Origin of the sequence: Candidatus Formimonas warabiya, assembly GCF_002777255.1 — a bacterium.
Classification (GTDB): domain Bacteria; phylum Bacillota; class Dehalobacteriia; order Dehalobacteriales; family Dehalobacteriaceae; genus Formimonas; species Formimonas warabiya.
Genome location: NZ_CP017634.1, coordinates 876991 through 900177 on the forward strand (window position 1 = coordinate 876991; position 23187 = coordinate 900177).

The following is a 23187-nucleotide window of genomic DNA, read 5'->3' on the forward strand; positions in this document are numbered from 1 at the left end:
TGGGGGTGATCCTTTGCGGCTGTTCATTTTTGAGTATTTTGCTTCCGGAGCCAAGAAAGATCCCATTGATCTGAAAAAGGCCGGTTTTGCCATGTTGGATGCTGTTCTCAAAGACTTTACACAGCTTTCCCATATACAGATTTCCACCATGCTTGATTGTTCCTTAGGGGAGCATCTAGTCCGGGCGCCTTATGCGGATAAATTGGATATTTTTTGGAGGGAACAAGGGGAAAAAAACACCGATGAACATTTAGAAGAATGCCTGGAACAATGTGACGCGGTATTGATGATCGCCCCGGAGACGAATGGTACCATTGCTCAATTTACCGCTCGGGCTGAAGACCGGGGAAAAATGATTCTGGGATCATCAGCCCAAACTTTGGAGCTGGTCTGTAACAAGGAAAATATTCTGCGTTTTTTGGAGAGCAAAGGTTTGCCCGTTCCCAAGTCGAAGGTGCTTCGAAAGCCATTTTCTGTACACACAAAAGTGACCATTTTAGAGCATTTTTCTCTGCCTTTGGTGATAAAGCCAGTATCCGGAACAGGCGGCGAAGGGGTTACACTGGTAAAAACAGAGCCTCAACTGGAACATCTTCTGGAGGAGATGGCAGGAAAAGAGGATGATTCCTATCTGGTCCAGGAATTTGTCTGCGGACAAGATGTTAGTGTGAGTTGCTTTGTCCTTGACGGTAAAGTTTTGCCTTTAAGTCTGAATCGGCAAATCATCCAGAAAGAAGACGAACTCCTTTTTTCCGGAGTAACGGTTCCCTTTATTCATCCCGGGCAGCAGGCTGTCTTTGGGGTCGTTTCCGAAGCGTGTAAACGGGTGCAAGGGCTGAGAGGATTTGTCGGAGTTGATCTGGTGCTTGGGGCATCCGGCCCTGTGATTATGGAAATCAATTCCCGCATCACTTCCGCCTACGTGGCCCTGCGGGAAGTCGTGCCCGGCAACTTAGCCAAAGACCTTTGGTTCCTCTGCCGGGAGCATTGTTTTCCGGATCCGCCTGAGATCAAGGGAACCTTTACTTATCTGGTAAATACTCAGAAAGAGAGGGCTGAGGCGTGCCGAGAATCATTGGCTTGGATATAGGGGGAGCCAACACCAAGGTCTGCCTTCTGGAAAAAGAAGAGGGGGAGGTAGTGCGCGCAAAAGGGGATTCCATCTATTATGAGGTTTGGAAAAACCCTGCCGGCCTGGGGCAGGTGCTGACGAGTTATTCCTTATCGCTCACAAAGGATTTCAGCTTAAGTGGGATTGCTTTGACCATGACCGCCGAGCTTTGTGATGTCTTTACCTCCAAAGCCCAAGGAGTCCTCTTCATTCTTCAATTAGTGCAAGAGGCTTTTGGTGATGTTCCCATTTATGTCTGGACGACAGAAGGCGTTTTTCGCCGCCCTTCAGAGATCGAAAAGGATCCCATGCAAGCTGCTGCGGCAAATTGGTTGGCCAGCGCAGCGGCATTAGCCCATAGTCCCTTGCTGGGCACAGAAACCGTAATCCTGGCCGATATGGGAAGCACTACTACGGATATTTTGCCTGTACAGCGCGGAAAGGTTTTAGTCAAGGGAAAAACAGATACGGAACGGTTATCAGCAGGAGAGCTGGTTTATACCGGATTGTTACGGACCCCTCTTCATTCCCTGATGCCACAGATCTATCTTGACGGCATGCTCTGCCGGGGGGCAAATGAATATTTTGCCGTCACTGCCGATGTTTACCGGCTATTAGGACGGATCACCGAGCAAGACTATGACAATCCCACTCCTGATGGAGGCAGCCGGGATCTTGCAGGCTGTGCCAAACGTTTGGCCCGCATGATTTCCGCTGAGCCGGAAGAATTAGGCTGGGAACAGATCTGCTTAATCGCCCGCTATCTTCAGGAAAAACAGATCGGGCAAATTATGGACGGTATTTGGCAGGTCCTTTCCCGAAAAGAATTGTCCTTGCCCCGGCTGCTGGTTACCACCGGTCAAGGCAGTTTTCTCCTGGAGGAAGCAGCCCGGCGGTTGTCCTGGGAAACAGCTCCCTGGTGGAAAATGATCCCGGGAGCAGGCCCTGAGCAAGTGATGACGGCCTATGCGGTTGCTTGGTTATTATCAAGTGAACCAGGCAGGTGATTTTACAGGACATTTTCAACTTTTCATGGAAGGTGTGAATGATGCGATGAACAGATTTAGAATCATCCCGGTGCTTGATCTGAAGGACGGTATCGTGGTGCGCGGAATCAGCGGTGAAAGGGAAAAATACCTGCCTCTGAAAAGCTCCCTGACTGCCTCTGCACAGTTGCCTGCAGTGGTGGAGACCTTTATAAATCATTTCGATTTAAGAGAATTCTACCTTGCCGACCTGGATGCCATTTGCTCCGGCGGGAAGAAAAACCAGTTTCGTGTGATCTTTGGCGATGAGAGGCTAAGGTTTCCTGACCTGTCCTTGATGGTTGATGCAGGTGTTACTGATGTCGCCGGCGCGGAAAGAATCATCAGCGCCGGAGTAGATAAGGTAGTGGTGGGTACGGAAACCTTACCCTCCTTGCAAGTATTGGCAGATATTTTGGAAACGTGCGGGCCTGATACGGTGGTAGTGAGTCTTGACACCAAAGACTTAAAAATCATCAGCCCTGACCCGGAGCTGTCTCAGATGACTCCGGACCAATTGGCCAAAGAAATATCCGTTTTAGGGGTCCGACAATTTATTTTGCTGGAGCTGCTGCGGGTGGGGACCGGCTCCGGAATCAATAGGCATTTGATTGACGCGTGCCTGACCGTACTAAAGGATACGGATGCACTGATCATCGGGGGAGGTGTTTCAGGATACGAAGATTTAGCATGGTTGGCGGAGAATGGGGTTGCAGGTGCCCTGGTGGCTTCAGTTTTACATAACGGGCAGGTGAATAGGGAGATGATCCGGACTCTGGAAGGGATGAAATCAAGACCTAATTGAAGCAAGTTCTTAATTCAGATGGAGATTCTTTTACTCCATCTGAATTTTAGAACTGCAAATGCATGACTTAGTTGGCGTTTGACTCCCGCATATTTGGGGACATTCCTAAGAGAGGTGTGTCCCCTGACCGCTGACGGCGGGAGACTTACGCCAAGTTAGTCAGGTTAAATCAGAAATATTTTTGGGAGGTGGAGTTAGTGGAAATAGATCGGGAAAAGATTGAAAAAGCGGTACGGGCTATTCTGGAAGCGGTTGGCGAGAATCCTGACCGGGAAGGACTGAAAGATACCCCGGCGCGGGTAGCCAGGTTCTACCAGGAGGCTTTTTCCGGACTTCATGAGGATCCCAGCGCCAACCTGACGGTTCAGTTTGCGGAAAATCATGAGGAAATGGTCCTTGTGAAGGATATTCCCATTTATTCTATGTGTGAACACCATTTACTCCCTTTTTTCGGGCGCGCGCACATTGCTTATATTCCCCGCCATGGTAACGTGACCGGGTTATCCAAATTGGCCCGGGTGGCGGAAGCGTTTGCCAGGAGGCCTCAGCTTCAGGAACGACTGACAAGCCAAATTGCGGATACCATCGCCGATATCCTGGATGCCCATGGGGTCCTTGTGGTAATCGAAGCGGAACATATGTGCATGACCATCCGGGGGATCAAAAAGCCCGGATCCTATACGGTGACTTCTGCGGTGCGAGGAATTTTCAAGACCAGTGCGGCTACCCGGTCGGAAGCATTTTCCCTGATTATGGGCCATCATTAACGGTGAAAAGTTTGCAAAATAAATAGGACCAACCATGACGAAAAAAAGAATGAAAAAGTATGCTAAGGATAGACTTATGGGCACCCTGTCTGACAAGGTGCCTAAAAGTTTGCCTGATTGCCTTTGGACAGCCCCGGAAAATTATTTTTTGCCTGGTTATTATAGTATAATAGAATTACGTTTATGGAAACAGGAGGTTTTCTGATGGATCAGGACAAGGAAATCAAAGAATCCGACTTAGCGGTCTCTTATGTGGCCAGGAAAATAAAGGGGACAGAATGGCAGGAAGAAACCATGTTGATCGTCCGGGAAAAAGCGCTGACGATTTACGTGAACACCAAAGAGTTGGCGACAATTGTCTGTTCGCCCGGGCAAATTAGGCATATGGCGGTAGGATTCCTCTGCTCGGAGGGCATCCTCTCCGAACCCCAGGATTTGAAAAGCCTCCGCGTTGATGAAGAAAAAGGGCTGGTTTATGCGGAAATCGAAGGGTATGAGAAGAGCGATGCGGGAAAGGCTTTTTTAAGACGGTACATCACACCCTGCTGCGGGCGCGGCCGGGCAGCTTTTTATTATTTAGCCGACGCGCTGCTCTGTAAACCAGTGGAGTCGGACCTAAAAATACCCGCTGAAACAGTGCGGATTCTGGCCAAAAAACTGGAGGAAAATTCTCATCTTTTTAATAAAACCGGAGGCGTGCACAGCGCCGCTTTGGCCGAGGGCAGTGAGATGATCCTTTTTCAGGAGGATGTGGGCAGGCATAATACCCTCGATAAGATCCTGGGCCAGTGTTTTCTGGAAAAAATCTCCCTCAAAGATAAAATCATCGTTTTCAGCGGCCGGGTCTCCTCGGAAATTCTTTTAAAAACGGCGAAAATGGGTGTGCCCATTCTGCTCTCCCGGGGGGCTCCTACCGATCTCTCCCTGGGGTTGGGAAAAGATCTGGGTATTACGGTGATCGGTTTCGCCAGAGGGGACTCCTTTACGATTTATACGCATCCCGAACGTATTTTTTGAGCCCCTTATTCCGGTTATCTTGCACGATTTAATAAAATTATGCTACTATGGAAATAAATGATCAGGAAAATGAGGGTATGCGGCGGTGTTTATCAAAAAAATATTTTCCGTAACGGAATTAAATACCTATTTAAAAAACAAAATTGAAGAGGACGGCAGACTGAACAACCTGTGGATCAAAGGAGAGATCTCCAATTATAAAATGCATTTTTCCGGTCATGCCTATTTTGTACTGAAAGATGCCGGGGCTTGTGTCCGTTGCGTCATGTTTAAAAACCGGGCTTCCGGACTGGCTTTTCTCCCGCAAAATGGCATGAATGTGATCATCCGGGGGTATCTTTCGGTCTATGAAAGAGACGGGAATTACCAGGTATACGTGGAGGAAATGCAGCCGGACGGTGTGGGCGCCCTCCATTTGGCCTTTGAACAGTTAAAAGATAAATTGGAAAAAGAGGGTTTATTTGATGCCGGCAGAAAAAAGGCCCTGCCCCGGATACCCAAAAAAATTGGCGTGGTTACATCCGCTACCGGTGCCGCCTGGCAGGACATTCAAAAGGTCATTTTTTCCCGCTATGGTAACATCCATTTAGTGCTGGCGGCTGCTGCCGTCCAAGGAGAAAACGCGCCCCGGGAGATTTCCCGGGGGATCGAATTATTGCATCAAATTCCCGGAATTGATGTGATCATTGTAGGCAGAGGCGGGGGTTCCCTGGAGGAACTTTGGGCCTTTAATACGGAAACCGTGGCCCGGGCCATATATGCTTCCCGGATTCCTGTGATATCTGCCGTGGGACATCAAACCGACTTTACCATTGTCGATTTTGTAGCCGACCGGAGAGCAGCTACGCCTTCTGCTGCTGCGGAGATGGTGGTACCGGTGAAAGAGGAAATAAAAAACCTGGTAGATATTTTGCAAGGCAGGATGGAGAGAAGGGTTCTTGCCCAGATTGCCGTGGCGCAACAGCGCTTGGCTTATCTAAGTAAGAGTTCCCTCTTCACAAACCCCGAACGGATGCTGCGGGGAAAAATGCAGCTTATAGATGGACTAAAGCAGGCTTTGGAAAGAAACACCCTCGGCAAATTGCATGAATATCAAAACAGGTTCAAATTGTTAACGGAAAAAATGGATATGTTAAGCCCTCTGACTACCTTGGCGAGGGGCTATGCGGTTTGCCGAAAAGAAGGCGAAAAAGGAGTTGTCAGGTCTGCCTCCCAGTTGAATATTGGTGACATGGTGGAAATATTTTTGGCAAAAGGCTTGATTTCCTGTGCGGTCAAAAAGAAGGAGGAAGGAGATATCTGATCATGACCTTAAAAACATTAACTTTTGAACAGGCTTTGGAAAAATTGGAGCATACGGTAAAAACTTTAGAAGCAGGAGATCTTCCTTTGGATGAAGTTTTGCAGCTCTTTGAAGAAGGAGTTGGCTTGGTGAAAACCTGTCATAAAAAACTGAACGAAGCGGAACAAAAGGTGGAAGTTTTGATTTCCGGCATGACGGAGGAAAATAAAGAGCCTGACGGTGAAGGGCGGAGGGAAAACAGTGGATATTAATGAATATTTCCGGGAGAAAGTTGCTCTGGTGAATCAGCAATTAGATTTTTTGCTTCCTGCTCCGGAAGAGAAACCTCAAATACTTCATCAGGCAATGCGGTACAGTGTTTTTGCCGGGGGAAAAAGGCTCAGACCCGTATTGTTACTGGCGACGGCAGAAGCTTTGGAAAAGGCCAGTGCGCCTTTCCTGCCTTTCGCCTGCGCTTTAGAATTGATTCACACCTACTCCTTGATTCATGACGATCTGCCTGCCATGGATGATGACGATTTGAGACGGGGATTACCCACCTGTCACAAAAAATTCGGCGAGGCCCAAGCTATTTTAGCGGGAGACGCTCTTTTAACCTATGCTTTTAACTTGATGATTATGTGCCGGGGAAAAGGTATCTCACCGGACCGGCTGTTGTGGGCGATTGACGAAGTAGCTTTTGGGGCAGGCCTGAAAGGAATGATTGTGGGACAGGTAGCGGATATGTCTGCAGAAAACAAGGCCATCAGCCTGGACGAGCTCAAGTATATTCACCGGCATAAAACCGGGGCCCTTTTTCGTGTTTCTGTACGGGCAGGAGGGATCCTCTCAGGTGCTGACGACGATCAATTGCGCCACTTAACGTCCTATGCGGAAAATATGGGACTGGCTTTTCAAATTACTGATGATATTTTGGATGTGGTCGGTGACGAAAAAAAATTAGGAAAACCGGTGGGCAGTGATGAAAAGAAACAGAAAGCAACCTACCCGGCTCTTTTAGGGTTGGAAGAATCAAAGGCACTGGCGCGGGAAGCGGTGGAACAAGCGATTCGTTTTTTGGATCCTTTTGGCCCCGGGGCGGAGCCATTGAGGCAGGTGGCAACATCGCTTATCGACAGGGAAAGTTGAAAATTAGGGATAGGGAACCCTATTCCAGGTGTGCGGTTTCAGAACTCAGGGAAAAAGGCTGATCGATGAAGCAATTAAAGGAACCAGAAGCCAGGACTTGCATTTCTCCTGATTTTACGCTATAATACTTACTTGTTCACTGTTGTCGTTCTTGTTTGTGAACACGAGAATATGTTATAATTTCCCTGGCGGCAGGTGACGCAGTATTCTAGTCAGTGAAAGTTGATTTTGAAAACGGGCCTAAAAATCCGTTGCGGGCACATCGATGAAGTTCCTGGCGCCGGCTTTCGACGCCCAGTCGGGGGTCGGTACTGGGAGTTAAGGAGGATGGGGCGATCTACAATGGCATGTAGGCGTTGACCCCGCTTCCGTGGAGACCCAAGTGCGTGGGGGAGTGTCTTGGTCGGACAAAGAACTATGGCTTGGGATGAAACCTGCATTTGGTGAATTCTGGGTGCAGTGTAGCCTGCCTTGAGTGGTGCTGGTGGATTTTTGTAATCCTATCCTGGTATTTGGACCAAAAAATACCAGAAGATTGGAATGAAACCATCCCTGCAAAAGAGGCTAGAAATCAGTTTAATCTGTTGAGGAAAACTCCTAGACTGTTTATTTTATAAGATCTTTCGAGGATTAAAGTGTGGACTAAGTGGTAATCTGGCCCTGTAGCCTGGAGACACTACAGATTGATCCGTAAGGGGAAACCACCGGCCTGGCGACAGACCGGTATGATCAATGGGAAAGCCTGCCAGACCTAAGCCACAATGTTTACTTGAAAGGTTGTCACCTGCCTAAAAGGGAAGTATATTCGTATGGGGTGAAACTGTTTGGGTAATAATAAATCCAATCCTAAAAAAGGAAGTCCTATGAAACATGCCGTTTTGGTTGCTCTAGGTACTTTTTTTTTAGCTGTTCTGATTAGCAGTTATTCTCAGATATTATTACATAATATTGAATCCGTGATATTGGCTTTCTTGCTCTTATTTGTGATCATTTTTATCGGTATAATTTTTGATATTATTGGCATTGCCGCTACTGCCGCCGAGGAGGCGCCCTTTCATGCCAGGGCATCCAGAAGGTTACAAGGGGCGAATCAATCCATTTGGCTGATTAGAAATGCCGATAAAGTGGCAAATTTTTGCAACGATGTGGTGGGAGATATTTGCGGTACGGTGAGCGGATCTATAGGCGCTTTAATCGTATTCAGCTTAGTGAAAAATTTTAGCGAAACCGAATCCTGGGTCATCGGTACTGTGATGACGGGTTTTGTCGCTGCGCTTACCGTAGGCGGGAAAGCCGCAGGAAAAAGTACGGCTATTTATAAGGCCAATAACATTATTTTAGTGGTGGGACAAACCCTGGCCTGGTTCCAGAGAAATCCCCGGAAGGGGAAACAAGTCTCGAAAAGACAGCTGAAAGGAAAAAGATAATGGGCATTTTAGACAATGTCAACAATGTATCCGATCTGAAAAAGCTTTCCAATGCGGAATTAGATAAGTTGGCGCAGGAAATACGCAAGTTTATGATTACACATGTCAGTAAGACAGGAGGCCATTTAGCGCCCAGCCTGGGTGTGGTGGAATTAACTTTGGCTTTACATCAGGTGTTTAATTCTCCTCAGGATAAAATTATTTGGGATGTAGGGCATCAAGCCTATACCCATAAAATAATTACGGGTAGGAAAGAAAAATTCTCCTCTTTACGGCAGTATAAAGGCTTAAGCGGTTTCCCCAAGCTGGCGGAAAGCGAACATGACTGTTTCAACACCGGCCATAGCAGTACATCTATTTCTGCTGCCTTGGGCATGGCGAAAGCCCGTGATTTAAAGGGTGACAAGTACAAAGTGATTGCGGTGATTGGAGACGGCGCTTTAACCGGAGGCATGGCCTTTGAAGCTCTTAACCATGCCGGAGACCTCAAAACAGATTTAATCGTGGTATTAAATGATAATGAGATGTCTATCGCAGCGAATGTGGGGGCCATGGCAGGCTACTTAAGCCGACTCAGGACCGACCCCAGATATGGCAAAGGTAAGGATGAGATCGAGCAGTTGTTAAACAAAATACCCAAGGTTGGTCCCAGGCTGTTAAAAACTGCCGAACGGGTAAAAGACAGCGTAAAATATCTGGTTGTACCGGGCATGCTTTTTGAGGAGATGGGTTTTACCTATCTGGGTCCCATTGACGGTCATCATATTCCTGCCATGAAATCGGTATTTGAAAGTGCCAAAAAGATGAAAGGTCCTGTGCTGATTCATGTACTTACCCGAAAAGGTAAAGGATTCAAACCTGCCGAATGCAACCCGGACCGGTTTCATGGCGTAGGGCCCTTTGATATCCAAACCGGTAACGTGATCAAAACGGAGGCGCCGCCTACCTATACGGAAGTGTTTGGGGATGCCTTGATTGAGTTGGCGGAACAACAGGAGAATATCGTCGCTGTTACTGCGGCCATGCCAGCCGGGACCGGTTTGGCTAAATTTGCTAAAAAGTTTCCCCAGCGCTTTTTCGACGTAGGGATTGCCGAACAGCATGCCGTTACCTTTGCCTGCGGCCTTGCCGCTCAAGGGTTTCATCCGGTAGTGGCAATTTATTCAACTTTTATGCAAAGGGCCTATGACCAGTTGCTCCATGATGTGGCCATGCAGAAGCTTCCTGTGGTATTGGCGCTGGACCGGGCAGGTCTGGTAGGAGAAGACGGCGAGACCCATCACGGAATTTTCGATATCTCCTATTTGCGCCATATCCCCAATCTGGTTGTCATGGCTCCCAAGGATGAAAACGAACTCCGGGGCATGCTGGCGTGGGCCACAAAACATTCAGGCCCTTGTGCCCTAAGATACCCCAGAGGTCCCGGCGTAGGCGTAGAATTGAAAGACGGTTTTTTACCGGTCCACCTGGGCCGGGGAGAAGTTGTCAAGGAAGGAAAAGACGTGACGATTATCGGGGTAGGGCCGCTGGTGTATGACGCCTTAGCAGCTGCCCATCAACTGGAGCAGAAGGGCATTGAAGCTGCCGTAATTAATCCTCGGTTTATTAAACCCTTAGATAGCGGGCTGCTCGTACGATATGCCAAAAAGACCCGACGTGTGGTTACCATGGAAGAGCATGTTCTAGCCGGCGGATTCGGCAGCTCTTGTTTAGAGTTGTTTAATAAATATTGTCCGGGGATAGAAATAGACCGGATCGGCCTGCCGGATACTTTTGTGGAACATGGCGCCCCAGATCTTTTGAAACAGCATTATGGAATTACGGCCGACGGCATCGTGGAACGGGTACTGGCCCGGTTTCCGGAAAAAGCTGATTTCATGAAGAAGGGAGCAAAATGAGAAAAGACAGGTTGGATACCTTGTTGACCGAAAAAGGCTTTTTCCCCAGCAGAGAAAGGGCGAAAGCGGCAATTATGGCCGGACTGATCCTGGTTAACGGCGAAAAAATCGATAAAGCAGGTACAAAAGTCGACTTTGAGGCCGATATTCAGATCAAAGGCTCCGGCCTAAAATACGTCAGCCGGGGCGGTTTGAAGCTGGAGAAGGCTATTTTGTGCTTTCATCTGGATTTCACAGAAAAAATTATCGCGGATATCGGTGCTTCTACCGGAGGTTTCACCGATTGTGCCCTGCAAAACGGGGCGTCTAAAGTTTTTGCCGTTGATGTGGGATACGGCCAACTGGATTGGAAATTACGCCAGGACCCCCGAGTCGTTGTTTTAGAACGGGTCAATGCCCGGTATCTTACTGCCGGGGAAATTACGGAAGCGGTGGATATGATCACGATTGATGCTTCCTTTATTTCTTTGGGAAAAATTTTACCGGCGGTGAAAGAATTTCTCCGGGAAGACGGTTGCATCGTCGCCCTGATCAAACCCCAGTTCGAGGCAGGGCGGGAGAAAGTAGGGAAAAAAGGAGTGGTCCGGGACCCTGCCATCCATAAAGAAGTGATCATTCAGGTGCTGGCGGTGGCAAGAGACAATGCCCTTTTTTGCCGGGGCCTTACCTTTTCCCCTATTACCGGACCGGAAGGGAACATTGAGTATCTGGCGCTTTTTCAGTTTCTGCCCCCGGAACATCCCATAGTTTCTGTAGAAAACGTGGTTGAAGAGGCATTTGGTATATTAAAAAAGTCCTGACGGACTTTTTTATTGCATAAAACTGAATAATTGATTAAAATTTATTCATAAAGAGGTCGGCCATGTGACTGGAGCGATTAAAGATGAAATCAGTAGGCCTTGTCATTAACTTGAAAAAGCAAAATGCTTTAGAGGTTGCGGATAAAATTAAAAATTGGTTTATCAATCGTGAAATAGTCGTGAAAGAATATAAGCAAAATTTTCATCACCAAAATAACGGCTCAGCTCTTTTTTCCTATAAATCCTTTGAAGATGTGGATTTAATATTGGTTCTTGGGGGAGACGGCACTTTGTTAAATACGGCCCGGACCGTAGCTCCCTTCCAAATTCCTCTTTTAGGGATCAATATGGGTTATTTAGGCTTTTTAACGGAGGTTGATTTAGAGGATCTGTTTTTTTCCCTGGAAAAGCTGGTCTCAGGAGAATACCGGTTGGAAGAGCGGATGATGCTCCGGTGTGAGCTAAAAAGAGAGGGTACTGTAATGGATGAGTTTTTTGCCCTCAACGATATAGTCGTGGCCAAGGGTCCTTTTTCCCGCATGATTTTATTTGATACCTATGTGGAAGATCAGTATATCGATACTTTTTCCGCAGACGGCATCATCGTCTCGACGCCCACCGGCTCCACCGCCTATTCTTTATCTGCCGGAGGACCCATTGTCTCTCCGGAAATGGACCTGATGCTGATTACCCCTATTTGTCCCCATACTCTTTATTCCCGGCCCATGGTGATCGGTTCGGAAAAAAGTGTCCGGATAGTCCTGAAATCAGAGTCTGCGGAAGTGATGCTTACGGTAGACGGCCAGCACGGTTACCGGCTGGTGCGGTGGGATGAAATTATCGTCAAAAAATCTTCCTTACAAACAAAGCTTGTTCGTTTCCAAAACAAGACTTTTTATGATATTTTAAGAAAAAAGCTTCGAGAAAGCGGTGGTAATAATCGGCTTTAAAATTGGATCTCCTGTGGTGGACATTTCCCATCAGCTGTTGTCTCAAATCGTAACTGAAGGAAGTTTAGCTATTGATGCGACTGCCGGGAATGGGAATGATACCCTTTTTTTAGCCGGTTTGGTAGGAGAAACCGGACAAGTGTGGGCTTTTGACATTCAAAAGCAGGCCATAGAAAATACCCGTAGGCGTTTGACAGAAGCCGGCATGCTGCACCGGGTTCGGCTCATTCACGGGGGACACGAAGAGATCGACAGGTTTGTCCCCCAAAAAGTGCATGCGGTGCTATTTAATTTAGGCTATCTGCCCGGGGGAGATACCGGCATTGTCACTGTTCCGGAAACAACAGTCAAAGCACTGGAAAAAAGCAGAGAGCTTTTGTGGCCGGGAGGGATCCTGTGTCTTGCTGTTTATTGGGGACACCCGGGCGGAAAGGAAGAAAAAGAGGCAGTAGAAGGATGGGCAGCTCAATTATCTCCTTATGCGTGGGATGTGGAGAAAATCTCTTTTCCCAATCGAAACATCGCCCCTTTTGTGATGGTAATTCAAAAGAAATGTTTGGAGGCGTAGGAAAATGAAAACTCCCAGACAAAGGAAGATTCAGGAAATCATTGAGACCCAGGATGTGGAAACCCAGTTTGAACTGACTGAGGTATTGCGGAAATTGGGTTTTGAGGTTACCCAGGCTACAGTTTCCCGGGATATTAAAGAATTGGGACTGGTTAAGGTTCCTGCAGGGCTGAACCGGTCAAAGTATAGTATGCCTGGGAAGATTCCTTTTGTGAACGTATATGAGCGCACCAAACGCATGTTTATGGATAATGTGACGAATATGGACTTTAGCGAAAACTTGATTTTGATCCGTACTTTACCCGGAGTTGCTCAAGCGGTAGCTTCTTGTGTCGATCATTTGGATTGGAAAGAGATTATCGGCACAGTGGCGGGAGATGATACCATCATGGTTGTGGTAAAACCAAAAGAACTGGTACAAATTGTCTTAAAACGTTTTAACAGCCTGATGAATCAATAATAAACTTAGGGAGAGCCTCTAATGCTGGAAGAATTATATGTGGAGAATTTTGGTCTCATTGAAAAAATTAACGTGACTCTTTCTCCCGGTTTCAATGTGATCACGGGAGAAACGGGAGCAGGTAAGTCCTTGATCATTGATGCCGTGGGTTTGCTGATGGGGGGCAGGGGATCCCAGGATTTTATCCGCACCGGCACGGATAAACTAATGATCCAAGGCATGTTTCACGGGGAGTTCTCGCCAGAGGCCGTGCATGCATTACAGGAAGCCGGGTTGGACCTGGAAGAAAATACCTTGATCCTCAATCGGGAGTTTTCCCGGAACGGGAAAAATATTTGCCGCATCAATTTCCGGGTGGTACCCCTTTCTTTATATAAGGAGATTGGCAAAAAATTAATTAATATCCACGGACAGCATGAACATATGAACCTGATGGAGGAAGAGAATCAGCTGACCTTGCTGGATAATTACGGGGGAATAGAACTTCTCACGCTAAAGAATCAAGTAAGGGACAGTTTTTTGCGCTTAAAAAAGATCCAGAATCAAATGGAAGGATTAAAAGAAAAAAACCGGGATGCCGCCCAAAAAGCAGATTTTTTGCGTTTTCAAATCAAGGAAGTTGAAGATGCCCATTTAGAAATCCATGAAGACGAGGACATGGAAAAGGAGCGGATACTATTACATAATGCTGAGAAACTGGTAAACGACAGCAGACTGGCTTATACCAAATTGTATGGTTCCCGGCAATCCGGGGCCTGTGATTTAATCAGAGAGGCGGTTCAATTACTGAAGGATCTCTCTCCTTTAGATGATAAAATGATGCCTATTTTCCAAAGCATGAATGAAGTCTATTTTGCGTTAGAAGATATGACCCGGGAATTAAGCAATTACTGCGAGAGCGTGATCAGTGATCCTCTAAGGCTGAACGAGATCGAACAACGTTTAACATTCATTAATAAATTGAAAAAAAAGTACGGTAGCACCATCTCGGAAATAAAGGAATTTGCCCACGAGGCAATGAAAGAGCTGGCGGACTTAGAAAGCCAAGAGCAGAACGCCCAAGATTTAGAAGCCTCTCTGGAGCAAGAAAAGCAGAAATTCTCCGGACTTTCGGGTGATTTAAGCGCATTGAGAAAAAGTACGGGGGAAAAATTATCATCTGCCATCACCCATGAACTGCATCAGCTCCAGATGCCTTTTGCCAAATTCTTCGTTGCCGTGGAGGAGTCGACCTGGCATGTCAACGGCAAAGACCGGGGGCAATTTTTAATCAGCCCCAATCCGGGGGAAGAATTAAAGCCGGTGATGCGCATTGCTTCCGGTGGGGAAATGTCCAGAATTATGCTGGGCATTAAAGTGATCTTAGCCCAGTTGGATGAGATACCTACCCTGATTTTTGATGAAATTGACAGTGGCTTGGGCGGGAAAGTGGTTTATGCAGTGGGAGAAAAAATGCAAAAGATTTCTGCTTATGCGCAAGTAATTTGTGTCACCCATTCTCCTGTGATTGCTAGTTTTGCAGATACGCACCTTCATATTGTCAAAGAGATGACGGCAGGACGAACGGTGACAAAAATAAACAAATTAGATGATGAGCAAATTGTGGAAGAACTGGGTCGTATGGTCGCCGGTGATAATGTTTCAGAGGCAACGATCATTCAAGTGAAAGAATTACTGAAAATAGGACATGAAAAGAAAAATGATTAATAAGTGCCAAAACCGGCGCTTTTTTTATTTGTTACGTAAAATTACTTGAAGGACAAAAGGACAAACCGGGAAAGGATTATGCACGGATGGAAAGCAAATCCACGGCGCATCACCTTTTTGGGGGGCATAAAAGAATTTTGAAAAGGTTAACTTAAAGTTAGCTTTTACACCATTACAGTTTAGGAGTGATTCATATGCCCCCCAAAGGTCGACTTGTCCAGAGATTATTGCTTTTAGTGATTGTTTTAAGTACCTCCATGACAACGGCATTTTATTCCTACTTATTATTACCTGATGAACAAAAACTGTTAGTCGGGGATTCCCTTAATCTTCCTAAATTAACGACCCCTAAATTAGTAAGTGGTTTAACTGTTTACGTAGAAAGTAGTAAAAACGGTGCTCTTCAAATAAATGGTTGCCCGATTAACGAAAAAATATACAAATACACAGGAGAAACACCTGTCGTTACCGAACCCGGCCATTTAAATCTGAAGCTTAAATTATTCGGCATTATTCCCTTAAAAAGCATGATGGTAGATGTTCTTCCCCAAATCAAAGTAATTCCAGGCGGTCATTCCGTGGGTGTGATGCTGCAAACGGAGGGTGTCATTGTTGTGGGACATTCTCCGGTTTATGGAGAGAAGGGGCAAGTTTTTTATCCCGCCAGGGAAGCCGGTATTTCTTTAGGTGATTCCCTGCTCCAGATCAATGGGGTAAAAATCAAAAATGAAAAACATGCCGCAGAATTAATTGATCAATATGGCAAGAAAGGTCCCCTGGAAATCCTCATCAAGCAGGGAGGAAAGAAGAAAACGGTTCATGTCACTCCCCGCTTCTGTCAGGACACCCAATCATTTCGCATTGGGTTATATATCCGAGATAATGCAGCGGGGGTGGGAACCATCACTTTTTATGAGCCTCAAGCACGCAAATTCGGCGCTTTAGGCCATATGATTGTTGATTTGGACATTGTATCGGGAAAAAACAAAGGAAAAATCGTCAAAGCGGAAATTCAGGGGATTAAACCGGGGAAAAGAGGAGAGCCGGGAGAAAAGATCGGACTATTTATTGCCGATGAATTAAAGGGAAATATTGAAGTAAACAGTAATTTTGGAATTTTCGGCAGTCTGAGCACCCCCTTAAAAAACCCTTATTTTAAATCATCGATCCCCATTGCTTTATCCAGTCAGATCAAAGAGGGACCGGCAGAAATAATTACCGTCATTTTAGGAGATAAACTAGAAAAATTCGACATAAATATTCTGCGGGTTTTACCCCAGCATCAGCCTACCGGAAAAGGATTGGTGATTCAAATAACCGATCCCAGGCTGTTAAAAACGACCGGAGGAATTATTCAAGGAATGAGTGGGAGTCCTATTATCCAAGATGGCAGACTGGTGGGAGCGGTGACACATGTTTTTGTAAATGACCCCACAAAAGGCTATGGTTGTTTGGCCGAATGGATGGTACTGGAAGCTGGGCTGGTTCATAAAGAGGCATCTATTGACCGGGGATTTTGGCGAAATCTCCGGTTTTCTTATAGAATCTGTCAGAATATGATTGGAAAATTATGAGCAAATGAAGAAGGAAATCATCCACAAGTTGTCGAACAAGTTATGGAAAATTTAAACAATAAAGTTTGAAGGCGGGGTAAAAAAATGGGAGACAGGATTAAAACACTAATTGCAGATGATAATCGCGAGTTTTGTGAAATTCTTAAGGACTATTTTTTAGAGCAAGATGATTTCCAATTATGTGGCGTAGCAAACAACGGCGTAGAGGCAGTAGAAATGGTGGAAAAATTGGAACCGGACATCTTGGTTTTAGATATCATTATGCCACATTTGGACGGCATCGGCGTCTTAGAAAAATTAGGCTATCTTTCCTTAAGTAACAAACCAAAGGTTATTATTTTAACTGCCCTGGGACAAGAATCCATGACGCAAAGAGCAGTGGAGTTAGGGGCAGATTATTATGTGCTAAAACCTTTTGATTTGGAAGTCTTAGGCAATCGTATCCGGCAATTAGCCAAAGGACAATCTGCCACCACCCATGCTCCGGTGAAAACCAAAAACCTGGATGTGGAGGTGACCAACATCATTCACCAAATGGGCGTGCCGGCCCATATTAAAGGATACCAGTACTTACGAGACGCTATTTTACTGGTCATTGATGAAGTTAATCTCCTTGGTGCCATTACAAAAGAGCTTTATCCCATGATTGCTCAAAAGTACAATACCACGGCCAGCCGGGTGGAAAGGGCGATCCGGCACGCCATTGAACTGGCTTGGGATAGAGGAAATGTGGAAATGATGAATAAGTTTTTTGGTTATACCATTAATGTGGAGAGGGGAAAACCCACTAATTCCGAATTTATTGCCATGGTAGCAGACAAGCTGCGTATTTCTCAAAAATTAGCTTAAATTATTTTTTCAAATTGGACATGCTTTGATACCTCTGATCAGAATAGACAGAAGCTGAGGATACTTATGACAATCCAATTTGTCTGTAACCTTTATTTTTTGCCGTTAAAAGGTAGGAAATGGAGGTTTTTTTATTTTAGGGACATTTTTCCCATTATTTACTTAAAGGGAAAAAAAGCCATTTGTCGAAAAAAATAGAATCATTTTTTCATCAAGAAAGGAGGAGAAACAAAGAGGTTTTTTCAAAAGGGAAAAGGAGGATTCATCTTGCTGGGAAGAAATGTCAGAAAAACGTTGTTTATGAGTGCCTGTTCCTTGTCTCTGTTTTTATTTTGTTACATATTACCCGTATTTGCGGAAAGCAACCCCCCAGTCCAGCAATATTTTGTATCACCAGGAGATACCTTATGGTTATTGGCCCAGCGTTATGGAACGACAGCGGACATGCTGGTTAGCCTGAATCCCTCTGCAAAATCCGGGAGCCTTTATCAGGGGCAAGCCCTGTATATTCCGGTAATTGTGGACAAGGGGAGCATGATTTACAAAGTTCAAAAGGGGGATACCCTGTTTCTCATTTCCTCTCGTATGAACCGAAGCGTCAAGGAAATTCAACAAGCCAGCGGACTTGCTACGGATGCCATTGTCCCTGGGCAAATATTACATATTCCCCTTGCCCGGGGGGGTTATTCTTCTTATGTGGCGAAACCTGGGGATATCCTGTGGCGTATTGCCGCAAATAAATCTACCACGATCTCTCAATTAATGGCTGCGAATAAGCTGAGCAGCTCCTATATCTTGGCCGGCCAAATATTAGAAATACCCCAAAAAGCGGTGTCTGAAGCAACTATTTACCGGGTGAAGGCAGGGGATTATCTGGAGGCCATTGCCGCGAAGTTTGGTACGATAGAAGATGCCATTTATCAGACCAACCACCTGCACACGGATATTCTTATGCCCGGACAGCCTTTATTCATTCCTAAAGGCCGGGTGGCAGTATCTGTGGATGGACCCGACGGTTTAAAGAAAGAAGGCAAGGGGGAATTTCTCCCCTGGAATTGGGCGCGCTGGGTTTACAATAATGGGGCAATTGCTACCATTATCGACTGGAAGACAGGGAAAAAATTTCAGGTACGTTATTTAGGAGGAAGCAATCATGCGGATTCGGAACCTTTAACCGCCCAGGATACGGCGGTGATGGCTTCCCTCTATCCTAACGGGTGGAGTTGGGGGACCCGTCCAATTCTGCTAAAAGTGGGCTCTAGGACATTGGCCGCCTCCATAGCCGGTATGCCCCATGATGTGGAGACCATCTATGATAATAATTTTACCGGACATTTTGATGTCTATTTCTACAACAGTACCAGCCATAATACCAACGAGATTCAAACCAACCACCAGGCCAACATCCTTCAGGCTGCCGGTCTCACTGCCGCTGAGGCAAATTCTTTTGTGACCAAACTGAATACCGGATACAATTACCAGTAACGATAAAGAAATCTTCCCTGGACATTCACAGAGGTAATGAGAAATTTTCATTGACACAGTTTTTGTTCCATGCTAATATTTCTACAAGTGAATATTAATTTTTATGAGATGAGTAAGAGAAGAGTAGTAGAGGAGTCGAGTCGAGCTGAGGTGGGTATGGTGAAAGGGCCAGCACTCATTTGAGTGCTGGTTTTTTGTTGTTTTCGTCCACCAAAGGATACTCTCTTTTACAAACAAATGTCACAATTTATTAAAGAGGGGGTAATTTGTGTGAAAAGGAAAAGTATTTTGGGTTTGGTGGCTGTACTTATGCTCATTGGCTCAATGATCAGCGGGTGTGGAAAGGACACGGAAACGGCGGCGGAAGGAACAGGCTCAGACAACGGTCAAGTGATTACGCTCAAGTATGCCTTTTTTGCTCCGGCGACTACCTTCCCGGCAAAACAGATGGAAAAATGGAAAGAGGAACTGGAAAAAAGGACCAATGGAAAGGTAAAAGTGGAATTATTTCCGGGAGGAACCCTGCTTACAGATAAGAACATGTATGACGGTGTAAAAGACGCTGTGGCGGAAATTGGCTTATCCTGCACCACCTATGAACCGGGACGCTTTCCTTTGTTAGGCATTTCCGACATGCCCTCCGGATTTCCGAACTCCAAGGTGGCCAGTCAAGTTGTTTATGACCTGATCCAGGAGTTTCCCCCGGAGGCATTTAAGGACTGCAAAATCATTACTGCTTTTGCCACTGAACCGGCCTATTTAATGTTAAAAAAACCGGCCAAGAGCCTGGAAGATTTAAAAGGTAGACAATTGCGCATTTCCGGCGCCCTTACCCCTGTTTTAGAGGAATTAGGCGCTTCACCGGTGGGTATGTCCATGTCGGAAGTTCCCGAGTCTCTTCAAACCGGTATTATTGAGGGCTTGGCCTCCTCTCGTGAAGTATTAAAAGATCTCAAACTGGCAGAAAGCGTGAAATATGTGACCGATTATCCTTTAACCGTGACCACATTTGTCGCCGTGATGAATCAGGATGTCTGGAATACCTTGCCTGCCGACGTGCAAAAAGCAATTGACGAATTAGGCCCGGAAATGGCTGCATGGACGGGAGATTACATGGATAATCATGTGCAGGAAGCTCTGGAATGGAGTAAAAATGAGCACGGGCTGGAGATCACCTCTCTTTCTCCTGAAGAAGCCGCAAATTGGGATAAAAAATTGCAGCCCATGCAGAACAATTTAGTAGCAGAATTAAAGGCTCAGGGCTTGCCGGCGGAAGAATACCAAAAACGTCTTTATGAGTTGAAAGACAAGTACAGTAAGGAATAATTCAAGTTTTTACGGGGGTATCACCATGACAACCACAAATGCGCAAATTGCCCAAGACCAAATTTCCATCTCTGAGAAGGACTTAAGCAGGAAAAAGGATTTTGCCGAATCCTTAGATCAGGTAAGCACCGCGATTAATCAGGTGCTTGCCTGGATTGCCGGCCTGGCCCTGCTTTTAATGGTGTTTGTAGTAGTGGGAAATGGGATTTTCCGATCCTTTTATAAACCCTTTGCCGGAGCCACGGAGGTTGTAGGTTGGTTAGGTGCAGTTTCTGCCGCCTTCGGACTAGGGTATACGCAGGTTCAACGAGGTTACGTGGAAATCGATGCCTTGGTAGAACATTTTCCCCAGGCCGTGCAGCATATTTTAAGAGGAATAATCCTTTTTATTTGTACCGGATTTTGTGCCATGGTGTCCTGGCAGGTGGTTTTATATGGGTTAAACATTGCGGATAACGGTAATTTATCGGAAACAATGGGAATTCCTTTCTATCCGCTCATCTTTTTGGTAGCCCTTGGCTTTGGAGCTTTAACGCTGGCCTTACTGGTTGACTTTTTGAAACAAATCACGGGAAGGTGCTGACTATGGACCAAATCACCATTGCCATTATTGGCCTGATTGTACTGTTTGCCATTATGCTTTTAAAGATGCCGATCAGTTTCTCCATGTTTATTGTAGGCTTTTTAGGACTGGTTGTAGTAGCTTCCCCCCGGGCAGCGTATAACGTGCTGACAGCAGACCTGTGGACCCAGTTTTCCAGCTATACCATGAGTGTCATTCCCTTGTATATTTTAATGGGAGAGATTGTTTATCGTACCGGAGTAACCGACAGCCTGTTTCAAGCCGCTTATAAATGGGTGGGGCAATTCCGAGGAGGCATGGCCAGCACGGTAATTCTTGCCAGTGCCGGGTTTTCCGCCGTCTGCGGTTCCAATGCAGCCACGTCCGCGGCGATGGGAACGATGGCCTTGCCGGAGCTAAAAAAATACAAGTACGATGATGTCTTAAGTACCGGAACCATTGCGGCAGGAGGAACCTTAGGGATCCTTATTCCCCCCAGTACCGTTCTTTTGGTGATTGCCCTTCAAACGGAACAGTCTGTGCGGGAGTTGTTGGTAGCAAGCGTTATTCCCGGAGTGATCCTGACGGTGCTTTTTTTAGGCACAGTATTTTATCTGTGTACCAGGAATCCTGAGATGGGTCCGGCCGGACCCCAAACCAGCCTGAAGGAAAAATTATCATCCCTGACGGGAGTGATTCCCACCCTGTTTCTTTTCGCTTTTGTAATCGGAGGTTTGTTTTTGGGATGGTTCACTCCTACTGAGTCCGGTGCTTTTGGCGCATTTGGCTCCTTAGTCATCGCTGCGGTGATGGGAAAATTGAATTTGAAAAATTTAGGTGAGGCATTAAACAGTACCATAAAATCTTCCTGTATGGTGATCACCCTGATGATTAGTGCCATGGTTTTTAGCCGGTTCTTGGCTATTACCATGCTGCCAAATGCGGTAGTGGAGTGGACAAATTCCTTACAAGTAGCCCCGGTGCTGATTTTATCAACAATTTTAATTATTTTTGTCATAGGGGGGGCCTTAATGGATGCCCTGGGCTTTTTGATCATTGCCATCCCCATATTTTACCCGACCATTATTTCTTTAGGGTATGATCCACTCTGGTTTTCCATTCTTTTATGCATTGTGACCAGTGCCGGAGCCATCACCCCGCCGGTGGGGGTTACGGTATTTGTGACGAAAGGCTTTGCTCCTGAAACACCGATCATGTCCATTTTTAAAGGTGCCTGTTATTATCTGGTGGCATATTTAATTATCGTGGTTTTGTTGACAGCCTTCCCCCAAATTGTCACTTTTGTGGTGTAAACTTTTTTAGGAAAGAAGGAAAACACGATGGAAATAGCAGTATTAGGCGGGGGAAACGGTGCTTATGCAGCGGCCGCCGATCTTTCGGAAAAAGGACATAGGATCAGACTTTGGCGGCGAAATCAGCAAGAATTTAAGCCTGTTTTAGAAAAACAGGCTCTTATTTTAAAGGATTATAGAGGCACCCGCTTGGTCCGGTTAGCACTGGCTACAGGGGATTTAGGGCAAGCTGTGGACGGGGCTCAGGTAATTTTGATTCCCCTTCCTGCCTTTTCACAAACCGATTTAGCCAAAGAACTGGTTCCCCTTGTCCGGGATGAACAGGTGATCCTGCTTACTCCGGGTACCTTCGGCAGTTTCGTGATGGCCCAGGAAATGAGAAAGGCGGGGTGCACCGCGAAACTAATTTTTGGGGAAACCGGGACCTTGCCTTACCTGGCCCGAAAACATGGTCCGGATACTATCGCAATCACCACCCGGGCCACCCGGCTTCCTACCGGTATTTTCCCTGGAGAGGAGACCAGCCCGGCTTTTGCCATCATCAAAGAAGTATTTCCCGCGGCAGAACCATTAAGAGATGTTTTGGACGCTGCCCTGATGAATGCGGGACCCATCATCCATCCTCCTTTAATCCTGTTAAATTCGGCACCCATTGAGTATTTTGACCGCTGGGACATTCACAATGAAGGAACCCAGCCGTCCGTACGAAAAATTCATGATGCCTTAGATCAGGAACGTATTGCGACGCGAGAAATCCTTGGTTACATGGGGCCTCATTTCCCTTTGTCAGACCATTATTGTTCCCGCGGAGATGAATGGATGTATGGAAATGCTGCTCATGAAAAACTGGTAGACAGCACTGATTGGCGGGAAAAATTAGATTTGTATCATCATAGGTATATGCAGGAAGACATTGGTTACGGTCTCGCTTTCCTGGTCTCGGTGGCGGAATGGGCAGGAATCCCTGTTCCTCTGGCTAATGGGTTACTGTCTATCGCCTCTGTGATCACCGGCACCGATTTTCGGAACCAGGGGAGAACATGGGGAAATCTGGGATTATCCCCCTATTCCAAAGAAGAATTTGCTGATTTAATGAAGCGAGGAATTTAAAC

22 protein-coding genes are annotated in these 23187 nt (G+C 46.2%); all 22 read left to right on the plus strand.

Features of this window, described 5'->3' with window-relative positions:
• Window positions 1-13 precede the first annotated feature (13 nt).
• The 22 genes from DCMF_RS03995 to DCMF_RS04100 all read left to right on the plus strand — a co-directional run bounded on the left by DCMF_RS03995 (window position 14) and on the right by DCMF_RS04100 (window position 23185).
• Entirely contained in the window at window positions 14-1090 is a 1077-nt protein-coding gene (locus tag DCMF_RS03995; RefSeq protein ID WP_214659077.1) for an ATP-grasp domain-containing protein, read from the plus strand.
• Entirely contained in the window at window positions 1063-2118 is a 1056-nt protein-coding gene (locus tag DCMF_RS04000) for a hydantoinase/oxoprolinase family protein (RefSeq protein WP_148133229.1), read from the plus strand. Before DCMF_RS03995 ends, DCMF_RS04000 begins: the two co-directional genes overlap by 28 nt.
• A gap of 46 nt (window positions 2119-2164) precedes the next feature.
• Window positions 2165-2941, plus strand: coding sequence for a HisA/HisF-related TIM barrel protein (locus tag DCMF_RS04005; RefSeq protein ID WP_214659078.1), 777 nt, complete (start codon window positions 2165-2167; stop codon window positions 2939-2941).
• 197 nt (window positions 2942-3138) lie between these two features.
• The gene (folE, locus tag DCMF_RS04010; protein ID WP_214659079.1) at window positions 3139-3708 is read left to right on the plus strand and encodes a GTP cyclohydrolase I FolE; all 570 of its coding nucleotides are present in this window, start codon (window positions 3139-3141) and stop codon (window positions 3706-3708) included.
• Window positions 3709-3912: 204 nt separating this feature from the next.
• Window positions 3913-4725 carry a formate dehydrogenase accessory sulfurtransferase FdhD gene (gene fdhD / locus DCMF_RS04015; protein WP_148133232.1) on the plus strand — a complete coding sequence of 271 codons (813 nt, stop codon included), beginning with the start codon at window positions 3913-3915 and terminating at the stop codon, window positions 4723-4725.
• Window positions 4726-4810: 85 nt separating this feature from the next.
• Entirely contained in the window at window positions 4811-6028 is a 1218-nt protein-coding gene (gene xseA / locus DCMF_RS04020; RefSeq protein WP_236860180.1) for an exodeoxyribonuclease VII large subunit, read from the plus strand.
• 2 nt (window positions 6029-6030) lie between these two features.
• Window positions 6031-6279: an exodeoxyribonuclease VII small subunit gene (xseB, locus tag DCMF_RS04025; RefSeq protein ID WP_148133233.1), complete on the plus strand. Its 249-nt coding sequence runs from the start codon at window positions 6031-6033 to the stop codon at window positions 6277-6279.
• Window positions 6269-7156 (plus strand): polyprenyl synthetase family protein, encoded by an 888-nt coding sequence (locus tag DCMF_RS04030; protein ID WP_148133234.1) that lies wholly within the window; start codon window positions 6269-6271, stop codon window positions 7154-7156. Before xseB ends, DCMF_RS04030 begins: the two co-directional genes overlap by 11 nt.
• A gap of 863 nt (window positions 7157-8019) precedes the next feature.
• Complete coding sequence (locus DCMF_RS04035; RefSeq protein WP_148133235.1) at window positions 8020-8583, plus strand: hypothetical protein; 564 nt, start codon at window positions 8020-8022, stop codon at window positions 8581-8583.
• On the plus strand, window positions 8583-10481 hold the full coding sequence (gene dxs / locus DCMF_RS04040) for a 1-deoxy-D-xylulose-5-phosphate synthase (protein WP_148133236.1): 1899 nt from the start codon (window positions 8583-8585) through the stop codon (window positions 10479-10481). The genes DCMF_RS04035 and dxs overlap by 1 nt, the downstream gene beginning before the upstream one ends.
• Window positions 10478-11281 (plus strand): TlyA family RNA methyltransferase, encoded by an 804-nt coding sequence (locus DCMF_RS04045; RefSeq protein ID WP_148133237.1) that lies wholly within the window; start codon window positions 10478-10480, stop codon window positions 11279-11281. The genes dxs and DCMF_RS04045 overlap by 4 nt, the downstream gene beginning before the upstream one ends.
• An 83-nt stretch (window positions 11282-11364) precedes the next feature.
• Complete coding sequence (locus DCMF_RS04050) at window positions 11365-12231, plus strand: NAD(+)/NADH kinase (RefSeq protein WP_148133238.1); 867 nt, start codon at window positions 11365-11367, stop codon at window positions 12229-12231.
• A complete protein-coding gene (gene mnmM, locus DCMF_RS04055; protein ID WP_236860181.1) occupies window positions 12212-12799 on the plus strand; it encodes a tRNA 5-(aminomethyl)-2-thiouridylate-methyltransferase MnmM in 588 nt (195 codons plus the stop codon). The genes DCMF_RS04050 and mnmM overlap by 20 nt, the downstream gene beginning before the upstream one ends.
• Window positions 12800-12803: 4 nt before the next feature.
• The gene (argR, locus tag DCMF_RS04060) at window positions 12804-13259 is read left to right on the plus strand and encodes an arginine repressor (RefSeq protein WP_148133239.1); all 456 of its coding nucleotides are present in this window, start codon (window positions 12804-12806) and stop codon (window positions 13257-13259) included.
• Window positions 13260-13280: 21 nt separating this feature from the next.
• A complete protein-coding gene (gene recN / locus DCMF_RS04065) occupies window positions 13281-14966 on the plus strand; it encodes a DNA repair protein RecN (RefSeq protein ID WP_148133240.1) in 1686 nt (561 codons plus the stop codon).
• A gap of 194 nt (window positions 14967-15160) precedes the next feature.
• Window positions 15161-16540: a SpoIVB peptidase gene (gene spoIVB / locus DCMF_RS04070; protein WP_148133241.1), complete on the plus strand. Its 1380-nt coding sequence runs from the start codon at window positions 15161-15163 to the stop codon at window positions 16538-16540.
• Between the two features lie 84 nt (window positions 16541-16624).
• Window positions 16625-17389, plus strand: a complete 765-nt coding sequence (spo0A, locus tag DCMF_RS04075) for a sporulation transcription factor Spo0A (RefSeq protein ID WP_148133242.1) — start codon at window positions 16625-16627, stop codon at window positions 17387-17389.
• Between the two features lie 267 nt (window positions 17390-17656).
• Window positions 17657-18874, plus strand: a complete 1218-nt coding sequence (locus DCMF_RS04080) for a LysM peptidoglycan-binding domain-containing protein (RefSeq protein WP_148133243.1) — start codon at window positions 17657-17659, stop codon at window positions 18872-18874.
• Between the two features lie 270 nt (window positions 18875-19144).
• Complete coding sequence (locus DCMF_RS04085; RefSeq protein WP_148133244.1) at window positions 19145-20200, plus strand: TRAP transporter substrate-binding protein; 1056 nt, start codon at window positions 19145-19147, stop codon at window positions 20198-20200.
• A gap of 25 nt (window positions 20201-20225) precedes the next feature.
• Window positions 20226-20783: a TRAP transporter small permease gene (locus DCMF_RS04090; protein WP_148133245.1), complete on the plus strand. Its 558-nt coding sequence runs from the start codon at window positions 20226-20228 to the stop codon at window positions 20781-20783.
• A 2-nt stretch (window positions 20784-20785) separates the two neighbouring features.
• The gene (locus tag DCMF_RS04095) at window positions 20786-22075 is read left to right on the plus strand and encodes a TRAP transporter large permease (protein WP_148133246.1); all 1290 of its coding nucleotides are present in this window, start codon (window positions 20786-20788) and stop codon (window positions 22073-22075) included.
• A gap of 27 nt (window positions 22076-22102) precedes the next feature.
• On the plus strand, window positions 22103-23185 hold the full coding sequence (locus DCMF_RS04100; protein WP_148133247.1) for an NAD/NADP-dependent octopine/nopaline dehydrogenase family protein: 1083 nt from the start codon (window positions 22103-22105) through the stop codon (window positions 23183-23185).
• The last annotated feature ends 2 nt before the right edge of the window (window positions 23186-23187 follow it).